This window comes from Ornithinibacillus bavariensis, assembly GCF_050433565.1.
Classification (GTDB): Bacteria; Bacillota; Bacilli; order Bacillales; family Amphibacillaceae; genus Ornithinibacillus; species Ornithinibacillus bavariensis.
This window is the reverse complement of sequence record NZ_JBNPWZ010000002.1, coordinates 422,789-438,888: the sequence shown is the minus strand read 5'-3', so window position 1 is coordinate 438,888 and position 16,100 is coordinate 422,789. Positions and strand designations below refer to the sequence as shown.

The window sequence follows — 16,100 nt, the reverse complement described above, 5'->3', positions numbered from 1 at the left end:
TATGCTAGGTATAAACTATTACACCTACACATTATTACCTTTTAAAAAAAGCCCTAGGAAAAATTCCTAGAGCTTTATGTTAGCGCAATTTATTTACATATTGACGCTTATTATCGATTGTCCCACTTAAACAAATCGCTGCTGGATCCTTCGTTATGTCTAGTTCAATATCTGATCCATCCTTTGGAAGGGTTTCTTCAAATATTACCTCATATTCTTCTACAGACACTTCTTTTCGTCTAGCAAATAGTTGTTGGTGAGCTTCTACAAAAAGGTGCTTCTTAAAGCCAGGCTGTAAGATTCCTGAGAAAAACTCTCCAACTGCTCCAGATCCATAGCTATACATGCCGATTCTAGCTCCGTCTTGTAATTCTTCTTTATTCTCAAGTAGAGATAGTAAGCTTAAATAAAGAGAACCGGTATAAATATTCCCTACATTTCGGTTGTATGTTGTACTAGCTTGATAATTATACAGTAAACGATTTTGAACATCCTCAGAAGCTTCATCTAAAACCGTTCTGAGAGCTTTAAGACCCATTTTTGTATACGGAAGATGGAAGCAGATTGCCTCCATATCACTTAATTGAAGTCCTGCTTTTTCCTTATATGCTTCCCATACCTTATTAAAGAATAAAATATATTGTTCATTGGAAAACTTTCCATCTACAAAAGCCATGTCCGAATATATTGGACGCCAAAAATCCATGATATCATTTGTCAGATAAACATTATGCTCTTCTAATTCCATGATTCTTGGATTCGCGCTAATAATCATTGCCACTGCACCGGCGCCTTGCGTAGACTCTCCAGAAGTTTTTAGACCATATCTTGCAATATCAGAACCTAATACAAGCACTTTACTATCAGGATTAAGAGCGATATGTCCTTTTGCCATTTGAATTCCAGCAGTAGCTCCATAGCAAGCTTGTTTTACTTCAATTGCTCTTGCATGAGGATTTAATCCCAAAAGCTGATGCACATAAACAGCACCCGATTTAGAGTGATCGATACCAGATTCAGAACCAAATATGACAAAGTCAATCTTTTCTCTGTCCTCATCATCGATAATTTCTAATGCTGCATTTGCTGCTAAAGAAACCGAATCCTGTGTAACAGGGGCAACAGCCATTTGACTTTGTCCAATACCTATAGTAAATTTCTCTGGTTCTACGTTTCTTGCAACAGCTAGCTTATTCATATCCACATAAATATGTGGGGCATAAAATCCTATTTTATCAATACCAATTTTCATGTTGACTTCCCCTCCTGACCAATTCCCTTTCATTATATCCATTTGTGAAAAAACACACAAATGATTTATAGATTATATATCAAAATGAAAATTCATCGAAACGAAAAAAGTAAGCCCGTCCAGAATTATTGGACAGGCAGATAACCATTACCCATTATCACGCTTCCGTTTGTTTTTCTTTCCATTAACATTTAAAAACTCCGTATCACTTGCTATCTCGACATCTTGTTTGTCGTTTTTCTTAGGTTCTGTATTATATTTAATTCCATGGTTCTTTTGTTTACCTGTATCACGATTTTGATTCTTATTCTGTTCAGACATAATAATCTCCTCCTTGAACTTCATATCAAGGATTATTATATCCAGAGATTCATTTCTTATTTTTTTGTAAATTGATACTCTACTTCGTCTTTCCCCATTACTACTTTCATATCATATTCATCCAAGAACCAAGCATCCTTTTCATTAAAGTAAAAAGTAATTCCTTCTATTTGTTGATTTACACCGATTTCTCCATCAAGGCCTACAGATATTCCTAAAAAATAATTTGGATGCTCTGTTTGAATCCCACCATATATCTTCAAGAAAAATTGAACATAGTCCCCTTTTTCCAAACCCATCTCATCCATATACCACTTCGCTGCCTCTTCTGTAATTTGTAAACTCATCGGTACACCCCACTCATTAATTTTCACTATCTATTCTATTATAGATTAACTCAAAAAGCAGACTATATGACCTCACATTTCTTAAAAATTCCTGTCATATTTGATACATAAGAAAAAGGAGGACCCCCCTCCTACCTCAACCTTTATTAAAATTTGGGCTTAATTGACTCCATACATCAAAGATATTGCCATCTAAATCATAAAACACAAAGTTGTAGCCAGGATGTCCACGGTCTTCGATTTCTCCTAATATTACTTCTTTTGTTTGAAGAAAGGCATGAAATTCTTCTAATTGTTTCAATCCATCTACTTCAAACGTTAAAGAAAAGTGTATTCTCCCATTGGCATCCTTAAATCCTATATGTTCCGTTGGCATCGCCTTGACCAAGAAAAAGCTTTGATTAGCAAAATCTAAAATTGCTTTCATTTCATCCCGGTAATTTTCTATCGCTCCGAGTATTTCCTGATACCACAAGGACGCCTTTTCTGGATCTTTAACAGGCAAATAAGTTGTTCCAACACGTTTAATATAATTAACCACTCAACATCTCCCTTTCTAGAATTATCTATAACATCTTATAATCGTATAACCATTACTCTATTTAATAATTGCTTCGATATTATCCTTTGGATAAATCTCTCCATCTGTCGCTCCATTAGCTTCTGTAAAAACCATCATAATTCCATCAACATGGGTTGTTGTATTTGCTTATTGTAACCTCCAAAAAATGATACTAGACAAGCACCTTCTCATAACAAACACATTCATGAACGCGGTTAAACTTTTTCATTATCTGTTCTTTATTCTCACCCACATAATGTGCAAATGTTACGACTGGAAATAGCTCGGGAACCGTGTATTTTATATGTCCACTTAGCTCTTCATTTCCCTCCAAATATACATGCAAATAAGAATCAACCTTATTAAATCCGCTCTTCTTATACCAAGCGTTGACCCAATCATCATCTCGTGTCCATGCTTCCAAGCGGTTAAGCTGCTTTTCTTTTGCAATTTCTTCCCCTTTCTTTAGAAGCTCTGAAGCAATGCCTTTACGACGATAATCGGGATGCACAGCAATATGCCATATCATACCACCAAGACCCGATCCTCTTGAACAAATTGTGCGCTCTTCCTTCTCATACTCTATATCTAATAATCCAACGATTTGATTATCCTCTACTGCAACAAGTTCAATTGCGGAATGATCATACGCTTCCTTTTGTTTCAAAACATTATCAAAATATGCAGTATCTAAAAATGCCAATACTCTGCAGCGCACCCATCCCTTTTCATCATCTGGTTGATATGTCCTTATCTGCATAATTACTGTCCCCTTTATTTCGTATAATTTCAAAATACGTAAACTACTTCCATATGCGTTGAACATCGATTAAACTAAAATTTTTAAAAACAAGCTTATAAATATCTGGCATCTCTAGCGTTCTCCAAAACTGATATCCATACGTTTTGTCAAAATAGCTCATCATTAGTACCATAATATTGCCATGAGTACCTATTACAATGTTTTTTCTCTCATTTTCGGCAAGTATGTTTTTTAATGCTTTACATCCTCTTTTTTGAGCGTCTCGATTGGATTCGCCACCCGGAAAGGAGAAGGAATCATCGTGCCAAACCCTTTCGATAGCTGCTTGAAAGTCTTCCACAGGATCTACCGATAGTCTTCGTTCCTTAAAATTATCTTCCAATATAATATGTTTACTAATATGCTGAGCAATTCCATGAACTGTTTGAATTGCTCGCTTATAGGGACTTGAATATACAAGGTCAATATCTTTTTCTCTTAGAAGTTCTGTTATGTGCTTTGCATCTTTTAATCCCTTAGCGGACAGTGGTCTACCCAGTTCGTCGGGGGTATATATGGAATGAGCATGTCTTACGAAATAAATAGTGGTCATCATTTCGTCCCCTTACCTATGTTATATGGAAAATTTTAGCATAATTCAGATTACTAGAAAACAAATCTTTTTTATTTAGCTTTACTCTAGCTTAAATAAGAATTTAATAGAGACTACTAGCAGCTCTTCATTACATTAACCTATTAATACTCTGGACTTGGAATTCCCCTTCAATCGAATTTTCCTATTCACTCTTTAACCTTTTAAATTCAGTATTATCTAGCATGAACATATTTCACAATATCGTAACGAGCAGGACAAAAGTAATCTCTCTTCCCGTGCTAAACTAAGAATAAAGAAAGCGAAGGTAATCACAAGAGAAAGGAGATGTTTACGATGCTGTCTGGTCTCATGTTAGGATCTCGTAACAGTACACATCAGAAAATTTCTACTGAATTAAGAGATCTTTTAACCTCAATAGGTACAATAAGAAAAATATATAAAGGTAACTATCTTTTCCATGAAGGTTTAGGTGCCAACGAGATTTATATGGTTAATTCTGGACTTGTTCAAGTCTCAAAGTTAACTACCGATGGAAAAGAGTTAATCCTCCGAATATGTAGCCACGATGATTTAGTTGGCGAACTTTCCTTATTTAGTGATGATCCTAACTATTTATTAAGTGCAAAAGTACTCTCTCCTGGTGAGGTCTTTGTCATTAATAAAGATGAGCTTGAAGAAAGTCTACTTTCAAATCCAGTGTTAACCTTTGAATATATGAGGTGGACCAGTATCCATATGCGTAAGTCCCATTCAAAGATAAGAGATTTACTACTAAACGGAAAAAAAGGTGCACTATATTCAACCTTAATCCGTTTAGCAAATAGCTATGGTCTTGAACAGGATGAAGGCACATTGATTGATGTAGCCCTTACTAATCAGGAATTAGCTAATTTCTGTGCAGCTACCCGGGAAAGCGTTAATCGTATGCTTGTCGATTTAAGAAAGTTAGATGTTATTTCTATTGATAAAACGGGTAAAATTTTAGTTAGAGACATCGATTATCTTAAAAGTGAAATCGGCTGTGAAGGATGTCCTATAGAGATCTGTAACATTAACTAAATAGTAAAATACAGGAATTGTAAAAGTAAAACTAGTAATCGTTAACTATTATTCTTTCCAATACTATAGATGCCAGGTATCCACGTAATCTATCAATTATCCCGTGTCACCTGGCGTCTATTTTATTGGTGTACTCCCCAACTCTATCAACAAATAAATTCTGAATAAAAAAATCAGTACTTCAACAGTTTAAAAACAAAGGTATCGATCCGAGTGTCTTCTGCTCTGCCAATTATTGATACACTTAAAACTTCCTAGTCGCATCTTCAACTATATCGAAGACTTCTCGGCGCTCAATTGGATCCCCACCAGTAAATACAAGCATTTGATTACCCATCTCATAAATATCAATTTGTAGAGCTTTCTATCACAGTAGGTGTGATATTTTTCACAAGGAATAGCCATAGATTGTCAAAAAACGTTTAGAAAATGTCCATCAAATTTATAAATTTCAACGTAAAATAGAAGATAAGTGTTTGGTAGAGTCACTTATTTCGTTTAGATTGGAGATTGTTATTGATGAAAAAGCTTTTCCTCTTTGGTGGAACCATAGTACTGGTAGTAATCGGTGCTTTTTTTCTTTTTAAATTTATCTTTTTAAATGATACAGCATCCGAAAAAACAACGGATATTTCTGAATTAGCAGCACGGAAAGCCTTACCTCTTCCTCCACTACTAGAGGATTTAAATCCAGACCCAAATCAAGCTGAATTCCATTTGACAGCACAAAAAGGAAAGCTTGAAATCTTGGACGGAGTGGAATCACAAACACTAGGCTATAATGGAAACTATCTTGGCCCAGTGCTTCGAGTTCGAGAAGGTGAAAAGGTTAAAGTCAAAATGAAAAATGGTCTTGACGAAGCCACCACACTTCATCTGCATGGGCTTCGAGTAGACGGCGAAATGGACGGTGGTCCACATTCTGGAATTAAACCAGGTGAACGATGGGAGCCGGAATTTACAATTAATCAACCAGCTGCTACACTTTGGTACCATCCGCATATGATGGAAAAGACCGCTAAGCAGGTTTATGAAGGTTTAGCTGGACTTATATATATTGAAGATGAAAATTCAGACCAGCTTGCCATACCTAAGGAATATGGCGTGAACGATTTCCCGATAATTATTCAAGATAGACAACTAGATGCTTTTGGAAGCATGGAATATGATCCTGGGATGAATGATGTTATGATGGGACTTTACGGAGACACCTATTTGGTAAACGGTGCGATTAAACCATATCTTGAAGTTCCAAAAGGAATTGTTCGACTTCGACTTCTAAACGGTTCTAATGGTAGAACCTATCATTTTGAGCTAAGTAATCGAAGTGAATTTTATCAAATAGCTAGTGATGGAGGATTATTGGAAGAGCCGGTGGAAATGACTACTCTTCGTCAAAGCCCTGCAGAGCGAGCTGAAGTACTTGTAGACTTTTCCAAATTTAAAACCGGAGATACGGTAAGTCTTGTTGATGTGTCAACCGATGCCAAAATCGAATTAATGGAATTTGTTGTGACGAATAAAGAGTCGGGAGTTAACGAGATTCCAACTCAATTAGCAAAGATTTCTCACTATGATCCAAATAATGCTGTAAAGACAAGACAATTTGTAATGTCAGGTGTTGGGGCAACTCTTACCATTAATGATAAAACAATGGATATGACCCGTATTGATGAAGAAGTAAAATGGAATGATACGGAAATATGGGAAGTTACTAATCAACGAACTGGTATCAAAGGCGGTATGGCCCACCCCTTTCATTTACATGGTGTCCAATTTCAAGTAATTGATCGAGACGGAGAAAAACCACCAGAAAATGAGACTGGTTGGAAGGATACTATACTTATACAGCCGGGCGAAACCGTACGCATCATTACTAGTTTTAAGAATAAAGGAATTTTTATGTATCACTGTCATATTCTCGAACACGAGGATGCTGGCATGATGGGGCAATATGAGGTCAAATAATAGGCGTCTGGGCACTACTAGGAATAGTCACTTTTATTGACTAGCACCATTTTCATATTCCACTATTACCCTAATACATTTGTCCATTTCCATTTTTAACTAGCTTCATATGATGAAGTAAAGTTTAATGGAGGTGTATCATTTGTCTGTAGAATATTATCATGGTCTCTGTAATCGTTATAGAGGAAGAGCTGTCAAAATTGTAACCCGTGATGGTAGGGTTCATCGCGGAATCATTCATCGTGTTGATGGAAGAAGGGTATATTTACGTCCTATAGATGGTGCTAGAAATTTAGGTGGCTATGGATATGGATTTTTTGGTGGATTTGGTTATGGGCTAGCCTTAGGTGCTATAACTTCTATAGCATTACTTCCTTTCTTCTTCTGGTAATCGTTAAGCATTCTAGTACGAAAAACTCTCCTAATGAAACATTATGAAATAGGAGGTGTTCAGCATGCTTCCAATAGTCCCAGGAAGGCGACCGATGCCACCTAGTCGTCCAAGATTTGTACCGCGAAATGAACAAAGAAGACAACCGAACACGACGAGCAATGTACTTGCTATGTTTCGGGATAACGATGGGAACCTTGACTTAACAAAGGTTCATACTACTGTCAAACAAATTAATGATATTTATTCCCAAATTAGCCCTATGGTTTCTCGTTTTATAAAAAGATAATAGACTTCCTCCTCATTGTCAGATCCAAATCTTTTTGGATCTATTTTTTCCCATAAAGCTGATAAAACTAAGAAGAGTAACCTAGTAGGCTACTCTTCCTTTATGATTAGAGAGGAATTTAAAGGTAATAGATGAAATTATGGTAGAGAAAACCATGCTTTTAATCCAAAATCTCTAATAATTGATAATGCATCTTATTCAAAGCGCCACTGACAAAAAATAGAAGGATAAAAATAACACTACTCTTCGTGCAAAACCTCAGACCAGCTCCAAATCCTAAACCACGGCTACCAAATACTCTATCCATACCAACCGTATTCACCATAGGGTCCTTCTCTGAATATGAAAGGTATTCCCTAAGCTACAATATTAATTGCTATTAATACACACCTCCAACATAAGCAGTACCAACAATAATTAACAGAATGAATAAAACTACTACTAACGCAAATCCTTCTCCGTATCCAACTCCACCGCCACTCATTTTATTACACCTCCTTAACTGATTACACAATACTATATGTCTTTAATTAGAATGCTGATAAGGATAGAATCCTATGTTTTATGTATTTAGGCATGAAAGAACTATTTAGGACTTCTGACATAGAATAGTAAAAGGTTAATAGACTAGACGGATAGAATTACTAAATAATCGAAAGGAGCTATATCATGTATATTCGCAGAGCTTCTAAAAAAGAAACGAATGAAATACTGAAACATGCACATCAGGTTTTTATAGAGTCAACCAATGGACTATTCGATACAAATTTAGAAAAGGCTAAACAAATTAACTCACTTTTTCTCTCAAATGGTGGATATTATCTAATATGGTATGAGAATGATACGATTCTAGGTTGGATTGGAGTAGGGATAACATTTGATCCTTTTACAGATGAGGAAATCGGAATTATTCCAGAATTATATGTCCTTCCTCCACATCGTAATAAGGGAATAGCGAAGAAACTATGTCATGCAGCAATGAATAACTTTAGAAAACAAAAATGTAAACGAGTGCAGCTTAATGTATTCGAAAATAATTTGGCAAAAAATCTTTATCGTATACTAGGATTTCGTGATATTTATACAACAATGGAAAAAGTACTTGATTAATTTTATACGATAATCTCTCCCAATTTAACAAAGTCGCAGGATCTAACTGCGACTTTGTTTATTGTAATTTTTTCAATACAAACCTTTCTATAACATGCCATGGTAAAAATTTTTTAACGAACCATAAGGACTTAGCACCCTTCCCTATAGGATAGCGTAGTCTTGGGTGCTTTGTTTCGCATATTTTTCGAGCAAGTCGCGCAACCTCTTCAGGATGGTCACTAGCATTTTGATAAGCCTGTTGTGCAAGCGTAAATACTTTTTTCTTTATCGTATCCTCATCCTTTATGTATGCCCCTATGGCAAGACCCTTTTCCCATATCCCTGTTTTGTAAGAGGCAGGCTCCACCAATGAAAGGTAAATATTTTCAGGAAGCAGCTCAAGCCTTAGACTTTCACTGAATCCTTCAACAGCAAATTTTGACGAACAATAAGGCCCCATACCTGGAAATCCAAAATAACCACTGACACTACTAAGATTAATTATTTTCCCATTTGGAGATTTTCTCAACAAGGGTAAAAAGTATTTCGTAGTTTGAACCAAACCAACAAGATTCGTTTCATATTGGTTTTTCCATTCTTCCATAGGTAAATCAGTGATAAAACCACCTTGCGAATAACCAGCATTGTTTATTAAAACATCTAATTTTGAGTATTTTTGACTTACTAGCTCAGAAACTGATGTGATTTGTGCTTCATTTGTCACATCCATATCTACTAACTCTAGCCGTTCTCCCCGTTCGAGCAGATTAATCTTCTCCTCTAGCTCCCTGCCATTTTCCTTATTCCTCATTGTCGCGATAACATGATACCCTGCACGAATCAGCTCAATCGTAATTAATTTCCCAAACCCGCCATTTGCACCCGTAATCAATGCAACTTTCAAGAAAACTCCCCCCAATCTTTATCCAGTTTCTCAACGCTTACAAGCATTGCTAAGAATATATACATTATAGTATATAAGACTTTCTTGCGTATAAGAAATCCACATTGAGCTTAATAAAGACCTAACTTCCTAAAATTTGACCATACTAATGAAGGGTTTCTTTAAAAAGCTATAACGAAAACTAATAGAAAGATAAAATTCCAAATAAATGCATATATTTTTTAACAATTACGACTTGACCAAATTTTTCGTTAGTGATAATTTTTATTTAGTCTATAAAAATAATTCAACGAGGAAGATTGATTATGCGTACTACATTATCCATTGCTGGCGTAGCGGCATTTATTTTCCTATTAGCTACCATCCCATTTTCTATCACTATTACAGAAGGAAATCTAGGAATTGATTTCCAGGTAATACTCTTTTACGTCAAAGATTATTTCGCCAGTATAGGGAACGGAGAAATCTTTCATTATCAGGTTGGAAAAAGCGGAACATACAATCTTCTTGCCGATTTACCTCCTTATTTTCTAACTTCACTACAATATCTTACCCTTTCTGGCTTTATTACTATTTGTATGAGTATGCTAGTTTCAGCGTGGTCCAGTAAATCGAAAAGGGAGTGGGTGAAGGACATCATCGGTTTCCTTGGTACCTTACCTGACTTTATTTTAATCTTATTTTTACAGCTTGGAGTTGTATTTATCTATCAGTCAACTGGATTTAAGATAGCTAAAGTTGCCTCCCGCTCCGCAGATGAAAATGCCTTTTTACTGCCATTAATAACACTAACATTGATACCTACGATTTACTTAATTCGCACATTATCAGAGCGGACGTACGATGTGCTTGCTGAAGATTATATTTTATCTGCAAAAGCTAAAGGGTTAAAAAAGCGGCACATCTATATGCACCATGTCATTCGTAATGTCTTACCTTACTTAAAGGCAGATTTACATAAAGTTATCGCTATAATGATGAGCAATCTATTTATTGTGGAGTATCTGTTTAATGTAAGAGGACTTACTACATTGTTATTTGGTGGGACAATGTATCAATATAATCTTGTTGTAAATACATTATTTTCACTTGTTCTGCTTTATTTACTAATCTATTGGTTGCTTAGGCTACTCATTTTGATCATGGAGAGGGTGTTTGCACATGGGTAATTGGCGGTTATGGCTAGGAATCACTGCATGCAGCTTCCTCATACTCATAGCCATTTTCGGACCATTTTTTGCCCCATATGAAAAGGACTATGTAGAGCCTACAGGATATTATTATAACAGCTCCGATGATTTCGGCTTTTACACCTCCCCCTATCCTCCCTCGAAGAAGCACCTTCTTGGGACTGATCAATGGGGATATGACATCCTGACCTTACTACTATATGGAGCGAAATATACCTTGTTTGTAGGGATTGGGGTTGCATTTTTACGAATCTTAATTGGTGGTTCTTTCGGAATATGGCTTGGGCTGTCTAACAAAGAGAAGAAAAAAACAAAGCAGTCAATATTCGGGCTACTTGGTAGTATCCCTGCTTTTTTAATTGTTTATTTTTTACTTGTTGGTATAACTATTAATTCCTCATTATCTGTAATGGAGTTAGTATTATTACAGTCATTTTTAATGGTTATTATAGGATTCCCTGGGGTATATGCTGCTACGTATAGTAAAACAAGCGAGCTAAGAAAAGAGCAATTTATAATAGCGACTAAAGCACTTGGCGCAGGTAAATTACGTATTCTATGGAAGCATATTTTACCACATTTAAGAGGAACACTACTTGTCATGTTTGTAAAAGAAATCATTTTGGTTCTTACCTTAATAGGGCAGTTGGGCATTTTTAATCTTTTCCTTGGGGGTACCATATTTCGCTTAGGTGGAGGTGACCCACCAGTATATATTTCCATCAGTAGGGATTGGGCAGGTCTAATCGGGCAATGGCGATCCTTTGTGTATGATTCTCAGTGGATTTTATACTTCCCTTTACTTGCCTTTATTTTCCTCTTATTTTCTTTTTATATGTTATCAAGGGGAATCGAACTAAAACACAAATCTACCTTACAGAAGTTTCCACATATCTAAATAAGAACCCGAAATGAACCGCATCCTTAACGAACATACTGTGTATTATAAATGGGGTGCGGTTTAAAAATATCATCAAGCTGAGGTTCTCTTCGATTTAATAGATTCATTTATTATTGTTCTCAGATAATCGTTTTATACGGGAAGAATTCTCCTCCATTACCTTAAGACTCTTTTTCAGATCCATAATCTCTTTGTAGGTTACGTATAAAATACTATAGCGTACTTTCTGATAACCCTCAGTATCCATCTTTTTCCCCAACCGAATTAGCCACTCTTCTATTGTTTCTGACTTTCTCCTCCCCCTTTTATTTTCCCTTGCAATTATAGGGTTTTTCCGGAGCATATTTAACCAATCCCTATTAATTGAATATCAGTACAAATAAACCAGATTGAAAGAAAAGAAATTAATACAACACTGGTTCAAAAAGAATCACCCGAAAAAAGGATAGCAAGTGGACATTTCCACCTGTGTAGATTTTTAGAAATATTCTCTTGTTGAAGAGGTATGGAAGGTTTTTGTATTAGGTAAGCATTTTTTCGATTGTTTTTGCTTACATATAGTAGTAGGACTGTTAATAAACATATTGTAATATGATCAATATTGGAGAGGTTGCTATGTCTACAGCTCAATATAAAAGGATAAATGGACAAAAAATCTTTGTTCAGATGATTGGAGAAGGAGAAGCTATAGTCTTCCTACATGGAGGACCAGGTAGTGAGCATCGTTTTTTCCTACCGTATATATTGCCCTTATCCAAAAAATTTAGGCTAGTTTTATATGATCAGAGGGGGTGTGGTAGATCTGAAAGAGACCCCAACAATCAATATACGATGCGTGAAGAAGTGGAAACATTAGAAGAATTACGCAAGGAACTAAATCTAAAAAAAATGAACCTATTTGGAGAATCTTGGGGAAGTATTTTAGCATTGCTTTATGCAACTACCTATCCAGAAAAGGTGAAGAAGCTTTTTCTTACTGCTACTATCGGAATAAATGCTGCTGGACTTAAATCCTTTGAAAGAGAATTATTGAAAAAAATCTCCATAAAAGACAAAGTTAAACTAGTCCATGTAGAAAGAAAAATGAACAAAGGAACTGCTTCGGTTGAGGATGTTTTACAAATTTTAGATCCATATTATGTATTTGCAAAAAGTTCCATAGAAAATAAAGGTCAGACTATGATGAACCAGACGGTTAACCATTTCATTGGTGAGGATATTAGCAATAATTACGATCTTACGACAGAACTAGATAAACTTAAAGAAATACCGATATTTATCGCGCAAGGAAGTCACGATATCCTTCCACCAAGGAAAATAAAAAAACTACTAACAAACTTCCTATCCCATGTTGAATTACATGAGGTACATAATTGTGGCCATTGGACCTTTATGGAGAAACCTGATGAAATTAATCGTTTAGTAGAGGATTTTTTTAACTAATCTAGTTAATATGCTGATTACCTTAATAAGATATACTGCCCCCAATTGTTATTGATAAACTAAATTAACAATTGGGGGCAGTATAGGATGGATTAACAATTTTTCACACGTCAAAAATAATAGTTCAGCCTATCTTAATTGTGTCTGCATCCACTTCAGCTAATGATACTTTCCAAATAAATGTTAATCCAAAGCCTAAAAACATAATAACTGCGGCAAACAAATATGGATAGTGAATGTTCACATCAAATAGCATGCCACCTAGGGCTGGACCCACGATATTACCTAAGCTCGTATAGGTTGAGTTCATACCTGCAACAAATCCCTGTTCTTTACCTGCTGCCCTTGATAAATAAGTGGTTAAAGCAGGTCGTAATAAATCAAATGCTAAGAAGATGATCGATGCAACGATTAGTACCATTAAGAAGCTTGATACTACTGCCGAAGCAACTGCTAAAATTGTTCCGACTACTAAGCAAATTTGGATCAATTTCTTTTCACCGAGTGTATCTACCATTTTTCCAAACAGGAAAAGTTGTACAAGTACTCCAAAGATGGAGCTAATTGTAATAATCACAGCAATGTCTTTTGGAGTGAAACCGAATTTATGATCAGAAAACAGACTAAATACTGTTTCATATGCTGACAATCCAAAAGCAAGAACAAAAACAATAACAAATGCGATAAAGTATGATGGATGAAGGGACTTTTTTAAATCTCTTAAAATATTGCTTCGTTTTGAATTCGCAGAGATTTCAGCAAGCTGTTCCTTTGTAAGTGGCTCCTTTAGGATAAATATCGAAATAATACAAGCTAGAAAAGCGATCGCTGCTGCAAAGTAAAACGGCATTCGGATACCGTACTCCGCTATAAATCCTCCAATCCCTGGTCCAATTATAAAACCAGTGCTAATGGCTGCAGACATATATCCCATAGCTTTAGAACGTTCCTTAATGGAAGTAACATCAGCTATATAAGCAGTTACTCCTGGCATAATTAAGGCTGCGCAAACTCCTCCGAGCATTCGTGAAACATAAAGCACTGACACATGTGTTCCTAACCCAAAGATGAGCTCCGATACTCCAAAAAGGAATAGCCCGATAATGATCATTTTCTTTCTACCAAATTGATCAACAAAACGTCCAGCAATTGGTGAAACAAGTAATTGTGTAACAGCAAAAACCGCCACAAGATAACCCATTGTTTGTCCTGATAAGTCCATGATATTTATAAATGAAGGCATTACCGGAATAATAAGTCCGATACCAAGAAATGGGATAAATATATTGCTAAGTAATATAATGATAATCATTTTTTGTTCTTTTATAGGTTTTTGCATATAATTTTCCTCTCTTTTGCTAATTCAACGCTGTGAGATACCTTTCCAATAAATTTTCCATGATGCCTCTAGTTTTTCTTCTAGTCTTTTTTCATCATTTCCGTATACTAGTTCCAGATAGATGGAATCCACTACTCCTAAAAAGGCAAGCGTCAGTGTTCTTGCCGAAAATCCTACAAGTAAGGATGCATCAAGCCAGGTCTGGAATTTATTCTCAAGAAGCTCGTGTACTACCTCATCAATATCAACAGCTTCTGCCTCTATTTCCTTTGCAAGATGAGCCGGAGGAAAAAAAGACATTCTTAGCCAAAACTTTAACTGCTCACTTTTTTGAAATAGATTAATGACAAACCTTAGAAATCCATATAAATCTTCTTTAGGATTATACGAATTAAGTGAATTAAAATATTGTCGTGTAGCAGATAATTCATTTTCCTTTGCATCATGTAATACTTGTAAAAATAAATCGTCCTTCCCTTTAAAATGTGCATAAATCGATTGTTTCTTCATGCCAACCTCTTCTGCAATCTGGGATAAAGACGCACCTTCATATCCATGTATCGTAAAGTATTTTAAAGCGACTGTTTTTATTTGATCACTCTTCATTAATATACCCCTAACTAACGAACGGTCGTAAGGTACATAGTAGCAAAATGTTATAACTATGGCAAGGAAGAATGACTGAGAGCTTATTGATTGGGTTACTCATACAATCTATCCTTTAACAGATAATTCTTATAATAAGTTATTTAATGTTTGTACAGTCCTTGCTAATTCTACAACAAGAGGGTTATTTGTAAGTTTGGATGCCTCTGCTTTGTTGGTGTAATAATTTATCAAATCCTGTTTTGAAATTTCTTTTTTAGCTTTCGTTAAAAGCTATGTATCTCTATATGGAGTTGAATTAACTCTTCATCTGACTCTTTATAATTGTCATCAAGATAATCTCTCAACTTATCTGCAGTTGGTACGGATATAATAAAAAACTCCCTTCTAAAAATACAATTTTTGCGGTACCCCCTTTCATGAAAATTCTTCCGCGGTGAAAAGGATGGAGGCCTCCCGGGGATTCTTCCTGCCACTTTGAAAGGGAGGGGTATGCGTGTTTTATTTAAAAAATCTCTGGATTCTGTGTTTGGATTAATTTAATTCGTTTGTTTATCTTTTTTGGCTTCTTTCTCCACTTTTCTGGATGAAGTTTGTTGTGGCATAAAGCATAAACACTTATGAGATTGTCTGGATCAAAACGTAATTCCCAAAAATCTCGAAGATGTTTAATGTGCTGGTACAAGTCCTACGGTAGGTAGGCAGATTTGACACAGTCCTAAGTCTCTTGCAATAATCGTTTCTCGACAATTTCTCCAAGCATCACTATTATAAAAAAGCTTGGACTGTTCTATTGAAAATCGTTTACACATTACCTATCAAGTTACTTTTCAAATTTCTCATTCTAATATTCAATTCTTCTTGTAACTGAAGGACTTCATGTACTGGGTACTTATCAGATGGTAATCACTTTAGCCGTCCTATCTTTTTCTGCAGGTCTCTTACTTTTTTATCAGTAACAAAACTGGTGTAATGTTTATTACACTCCTGACAATTAAAGTAGGTCTCTTTAATTGATTTAGGCAGATATCGTTTTTTGAATACTACCTTTGTTATTTGATAGCAGTTATCACATGTG

General features: G+C 35.6%; 19 protein-coding genes and 1 pseudogene. 8 read left to right on the top strand and 12 right to left on the bottom strand.

Annotated features, from left to right (window positions below; translation table 11 throughout):
• Window positions 1-79 precede the first annotated feature (79 nt).
• From HNR27_RS06115 to HNR27_RS06090, 6 genes are all read right to left on the bottom strand, one after another.
• On the bottom strand, window positions 80-1,252 hold the full coding sequence (locus tag HNR27_RS06115) for a hydroxymethylglutaryl-CoA synthase (protein ID WP_212919327.1): 1,173 nt from the start codon (window positions 1,250-1,252) through the stop codon (window positions 80-82).
• A gap of 147 nt (window positions 1,253-1,399) precedes the next feature.
• A complete protein-coding gene (locus tag HNR27_RS06110) occupies window positions 1,400-1,573 on the bottom strand; it encodes a hypothetical protein (protein WP_212919326.1) in 174 nt (57 codons plus the stop codon).
• A 56-nt stretch (window positions 1,574-1,629) separates the two neighbouring features.
• Entirely contained in the window at window positions 1,630-1,920 is a 291-nt protein-coding gene (locus tag HNR27_RS06105) for a HesB/YadR/YfhF family protein (protein ID WP_212919325.1), read from the bottom strand.
• 136 nt (window positions 1,921-2,056) lie between these two features.
• Entirely contained in the window at window positions 2,057-2,461 is a 405-nt protein-coding gene (locus tag HNR27_RS06100) for a VOC family protein (protein WP_212919324.1), read from the bottom strand.
• Window positions 2,462-2,654: 193 nt separating this feature from the next.
• Window positions 2,655-3,242, bottom strand: coding sequence for a GNAT family N-acetyltransferase (locus HNR27_RS06095; protein ID WP_212919323.1), 588 nt, complete (start codon window positions 3,240-3,242; stop codon window positions 2,655-2,657).
• A gap of 43 nt (window positions 3,243-3,285) precedes the next feature.
• Window positions 3,286-3,837 carry a histidine phosphatase family protein gene (locus HNR27_RS06090; RefSeq protein WP_212920023.1) on the bottom strand — a complete coding sequence of 184 codons (552 nt, stop codon included), beginning with the start codon at window positions 3,835-3,837 and terminating at the stop codon, window positions 3,286-3,288.
• Between the two features lie 336 nt (window positions 3,838-4,173).
• Between HNR27_RS06090 and HNR27_RS06085 the strand changes: the two genes are divergently transcribed.
• Window positions 4,174-4,899 carry a Crp/Fnr family transcriptional regulator gene (locus HNR27_RS06085; protein ID WP_429339114.1) on the top strand — a complete coding sequence of 242 codons (726 nt, stop codon included), beginning with the start codon at window positions 4,174-4,176 and terminating at the stop codon, window positions 4,897-4,899.
• A 250-nt stretch (window positions 4,900-5,149) separates the two neighbouring features.
• On the opposite strand, the pseudogene HNR27_RS06080 reads toward HNR27_RS06085, so the two are convergent.
• A pseudogene (locus tag HNR27_RS06080) lies at window positions 5,150-5,263 on the bottom strand (radical SAM/SPASM domain-containing protein); the annotation flags it as partial.
• A 155-nt stretch (window positions 5,264-5,418) separates the two neighbouring features.
• On the opposite strand from HNR27_RS06080, the gene HNR27_RS06075 reads away from it, so the two are divergent.
• From HNR27_RS06075 to HNR27_RS06065, 3 genes are all read left to right on the top strand, one after another.
• On the top strand, window positions 5,419-6,867 hold the full coding sequence (locus tag HNR27_RS06075; RefSeq protein WP_429339113.1) for a multicopper oxidase family protein: 1,449 nt from the start codon (window positions 5,419-5,421) through the stop codon (window positions 6,865-6,867).
• 142 nt (window positions 6,868-7,009) lie between these two features.
• On the top strand, window positions 7,010-7,258 hold the full coding sequence (locus tag HNR27_RS06070) for a hypothetical protein (protein ID WP_212919320.1): 249 nt from the start codon (window positions 7,010-7,012) through the stop codon (window positions 7,256-7,258).
• 64 nt (window positions 7,259-7,322) lie between these two features.
• The gene (locus tag HNR27_RS06065) at window positions 7,323-7,547 is read left to right on the top strand and encodes a YppG family protein (protein ID WP_212919319.1); all 225 of its coding nucleotides are present in this window, start codon (window positions 7,323-7,325) and stop codon (window positions 7,545-7,547) included.
• Window positions 7,548-7,707: 160 nt separating this feature from the next.
• On the opposite strand, the gene HNR27_RS06060 is transcribed toward HNR27_RS06065, so the two are convergent.
• Together HNR27_RS06060 and HNR27_RS06055 are read right to left on the bottom strand one after the other, a co-directional pair.
• On the bottom strand, window positions 7,708-7,872 hold the full coding sequence (locus tag HNR27_RS06060; RefSeq protein WP_212919318.1) for a hypothetical protein: 165 nt from the start codon (window positions 7,870-7,872) through the stop codon (window positions 7,708-7,710).
• 54 nt (window positions 7,873-7,926) lie between these two features.
• Window positions 7,927-8,031, bottom strand: a complete 105-nt coding sequence (locus HNR27_RS06055) for a YjcZ family sporulation protein (RefSeq protein WP_212919317.1) — start codon at window positions 8,029-8,031, stop codon at window positions 7,927-7,929.
• A gap of 185 nt (window positions 8,032-8,216) precedes the next feature.
• On the opposite strand from HNR27_RS06055, the gene HNR27_RS06050 reads away from it, so the two are divergent.
• Window positions 8,217-8,657: a GNAT family N-acetyltransferase gene (locus HNR27_RS06050; RefSeq protein WP_212919316.1), complete on the top strand. Its 441-nt coding sequence runs from the start codon at window positions 8,217-8,219 to the stop codon at window positions 8,655-8,657.
• A gap of 58 nt (window positions 8,658-8,715) precedes the next feature.
• Here HNR27_RS06050 and HNR27_RS06045 read toward each other — a convergent pair whose 3' ends face one another.
• Window positions 8,716-9,543, bottom strand: coding sequence for an SDR family oxidoreductase (locus HNR27_RS06045; RefSeq protein WP_429339112.1), 828 nt, complete (start codon window positions 9,541-9,543; stop codon window positions 8,716-8,718).
• 305 nt (window positions 9,544-9,848) lie between these two features.
• Here HNR27_RS06045 and HNR27_RS06040 point away from each other — a divergent pair, with 305 nt between their 5' ends.
• The 3 genes from HNR27_RS06040 (at window position 9,849) to HNR27_RS06030 (ending at window position 13,077) form a co-directional block, all read left to right on the top strand.
• Window positions 9,849-10,712, top strand: coding sequence for an ABC transporter permease subunit (locus tag HNR27_RS06040; protein ID WP_429339111.1), 864 nt, complete (start codon window positions 9,849-9,851; stop codon window positions 10,710-10,712).
• Window positions 10,705-11,631: an ABC transporter permease gene (locus HNR27_RS06035; protein WP_429339110.1), complete on the top strand. Its 927-nt coding sequence runs from the start codon at window positions 10,705-10,707 to the stop codon at window positions 11,629-11,631. Before HNR27_RS06040 ends, HNR27_RS06035 begins: the two co-directional genes overlap by 8 nt.
• A 618-nt stretch (window positions 11,632-12,249) precedes the next feature.
• Window positions 12,250-13,077: an alpha/beta fold hydrolase gene (locus tag HNR27_RS06030; RefSeq protein WP_429339109.1), complete on the top strand. Its 828-nt coding sequence runs from the start codon at window positions 12,250-12,252 to the stop codon at window positions 13,075-13,077.
• Between the two features lie 124 nt (window positions 13,078-13,201).
• On the opposite strand, the gene HNR27_RS06025 is transcribed toward HNR27_RS06030, so the two are convergent.
• Window positions 13,202-14,416 carry an MFS transporter gene (locus HNR27_RS06025; protein ID WP_429339108.1) on the bottom strand — a complete coding sequence of 405 codons (1,215 nt, stop codon included), beginning with the start codon at window positions 14,414-14,416 and terminating at the stop codon, window positions 13,202-13,204.
• A gap of 24 nt (window positions 14,417-14,440) precedes the next feature.
• Window positions 14,441-15,022 (bottom strand): TetR/AcrR family transcriptional regulator, encoded by a 582-nt coding sequence (locus HNR27_RS06020; RefSeq protein WP_212919310.1) that lies wholly within the window; start codon window positions 15,020-15,022, stop codon window positions 14,441-14,443.
• Between the last annotated feature and the right edge of the window lie 1,078 nt (window positions 15,023-16,100).

Coding starts and splice junctions, on each gene's coding strand:
- HNR27_RS06115 (WP_212919327.1), bottom strand. CDS start 1,252: ATGAAAATTGGTATTGATAAAATAGGATTTTATGCCCCACATATTTAT.
- HNR27_RS06110 (WP_212919326.1), bottom strand. CDS start 1,573: ATGTCTGAACAGAATAAGAATCAAAATCGTGATACAGGTAAACAAAAG.
- HNR27_RS06105 (WP_212919325.1), bottom strand. CDS start 1,920: ATGAGTTTACAAATTACAGAAGAGGCAGCGAAGTGGTATATGGATGAG.
- HNR27_RS06095 (WP_212919323.1), bottom strand. CDS start 3,242: ATGCAGATAAGGACATATCAACCAGATGATGAAAAGGGATGGGTGCGC.
- HNR27_RS06090 (WP_212920023.1), bottom strand. CDS start 3,837: ATGACCACTATTTATTTCGTAAGACATGCTCATTCCATATATACCCCC.
- HNR27_RS06085 (WP_429339114.1), top strand. CDS start 4,174: ATGCTGTCTGGTCTCATGTTAGGATCTCGTAACAGTACACATCAGAAA.
- HNR27_RS06075 (WP_429339113.1), top strand. CDS start 5,419: ATGAAAAAGCTTTTCCTCTTTGGTGGAACCATAGTACTGGTAGTAATC.
- HNR27_RS06065 (WP_212919319.1), top strand. CDS start 7,323: ATGCTTCCAATAGTCCCAGGAAGGCGACCGATGCCACCTAGTCGTCCA.
- HNR27_RS06060 (WP_212919318.1), bottom strand. CDS start 7,872: ATGGTGAATACGGTTGGTATGGATAGAGTATTTGGTAGCCGTGGTTTA.
- HNR27_RS06055 (WP_212919317.1), bottom strand. CDS start 8,031: ATGAGTGGCGGTGGAGTTGGATACGGAGAAGGATTTGCGTTAGTAGTA.
- HNR27_RS06050 (WP_212919316.1), top strand. CDS start 8,217: ATGTATATTCGCAGAGCTTCTAAAAAAGAAACGAATGAAATACTGAAA.
- HNR27_RS06040 (WP_429339111.1), top strand. CDS start 9,849: ATGCGTACTACATTATCCATTGCTGGCGTAGCGGCATTTATTTTCCTA.
- HNR27_RS06035 (WP_429339110.1), top strand. CDS start 10,705: ATGGGTAATTGGCGGTTATGGCTAGGAATCACTGCATGCAGCTTCCTC.
- HNR27_RS06030 (WP_429339109.1), top strand. CDS start 12,250: ATGTCTACAGCTCAATATAAAAGGATAAATGGACAAAAAATCTTTGTT.
- HNR27_RS06025 (WP_429339108.1), bottom strand. CDS start 14,416: ATGCAAAAACCTATAAAAGAACAAAAAATGATTATCATTATATTACTT.
- HNR27_RS06020 (WP_212919310.1), bottom strand. CDS start 15,022: ATGAAGAGTGATCAAATAAAAACAGTCGCTTTAAAATACTTTACGATA.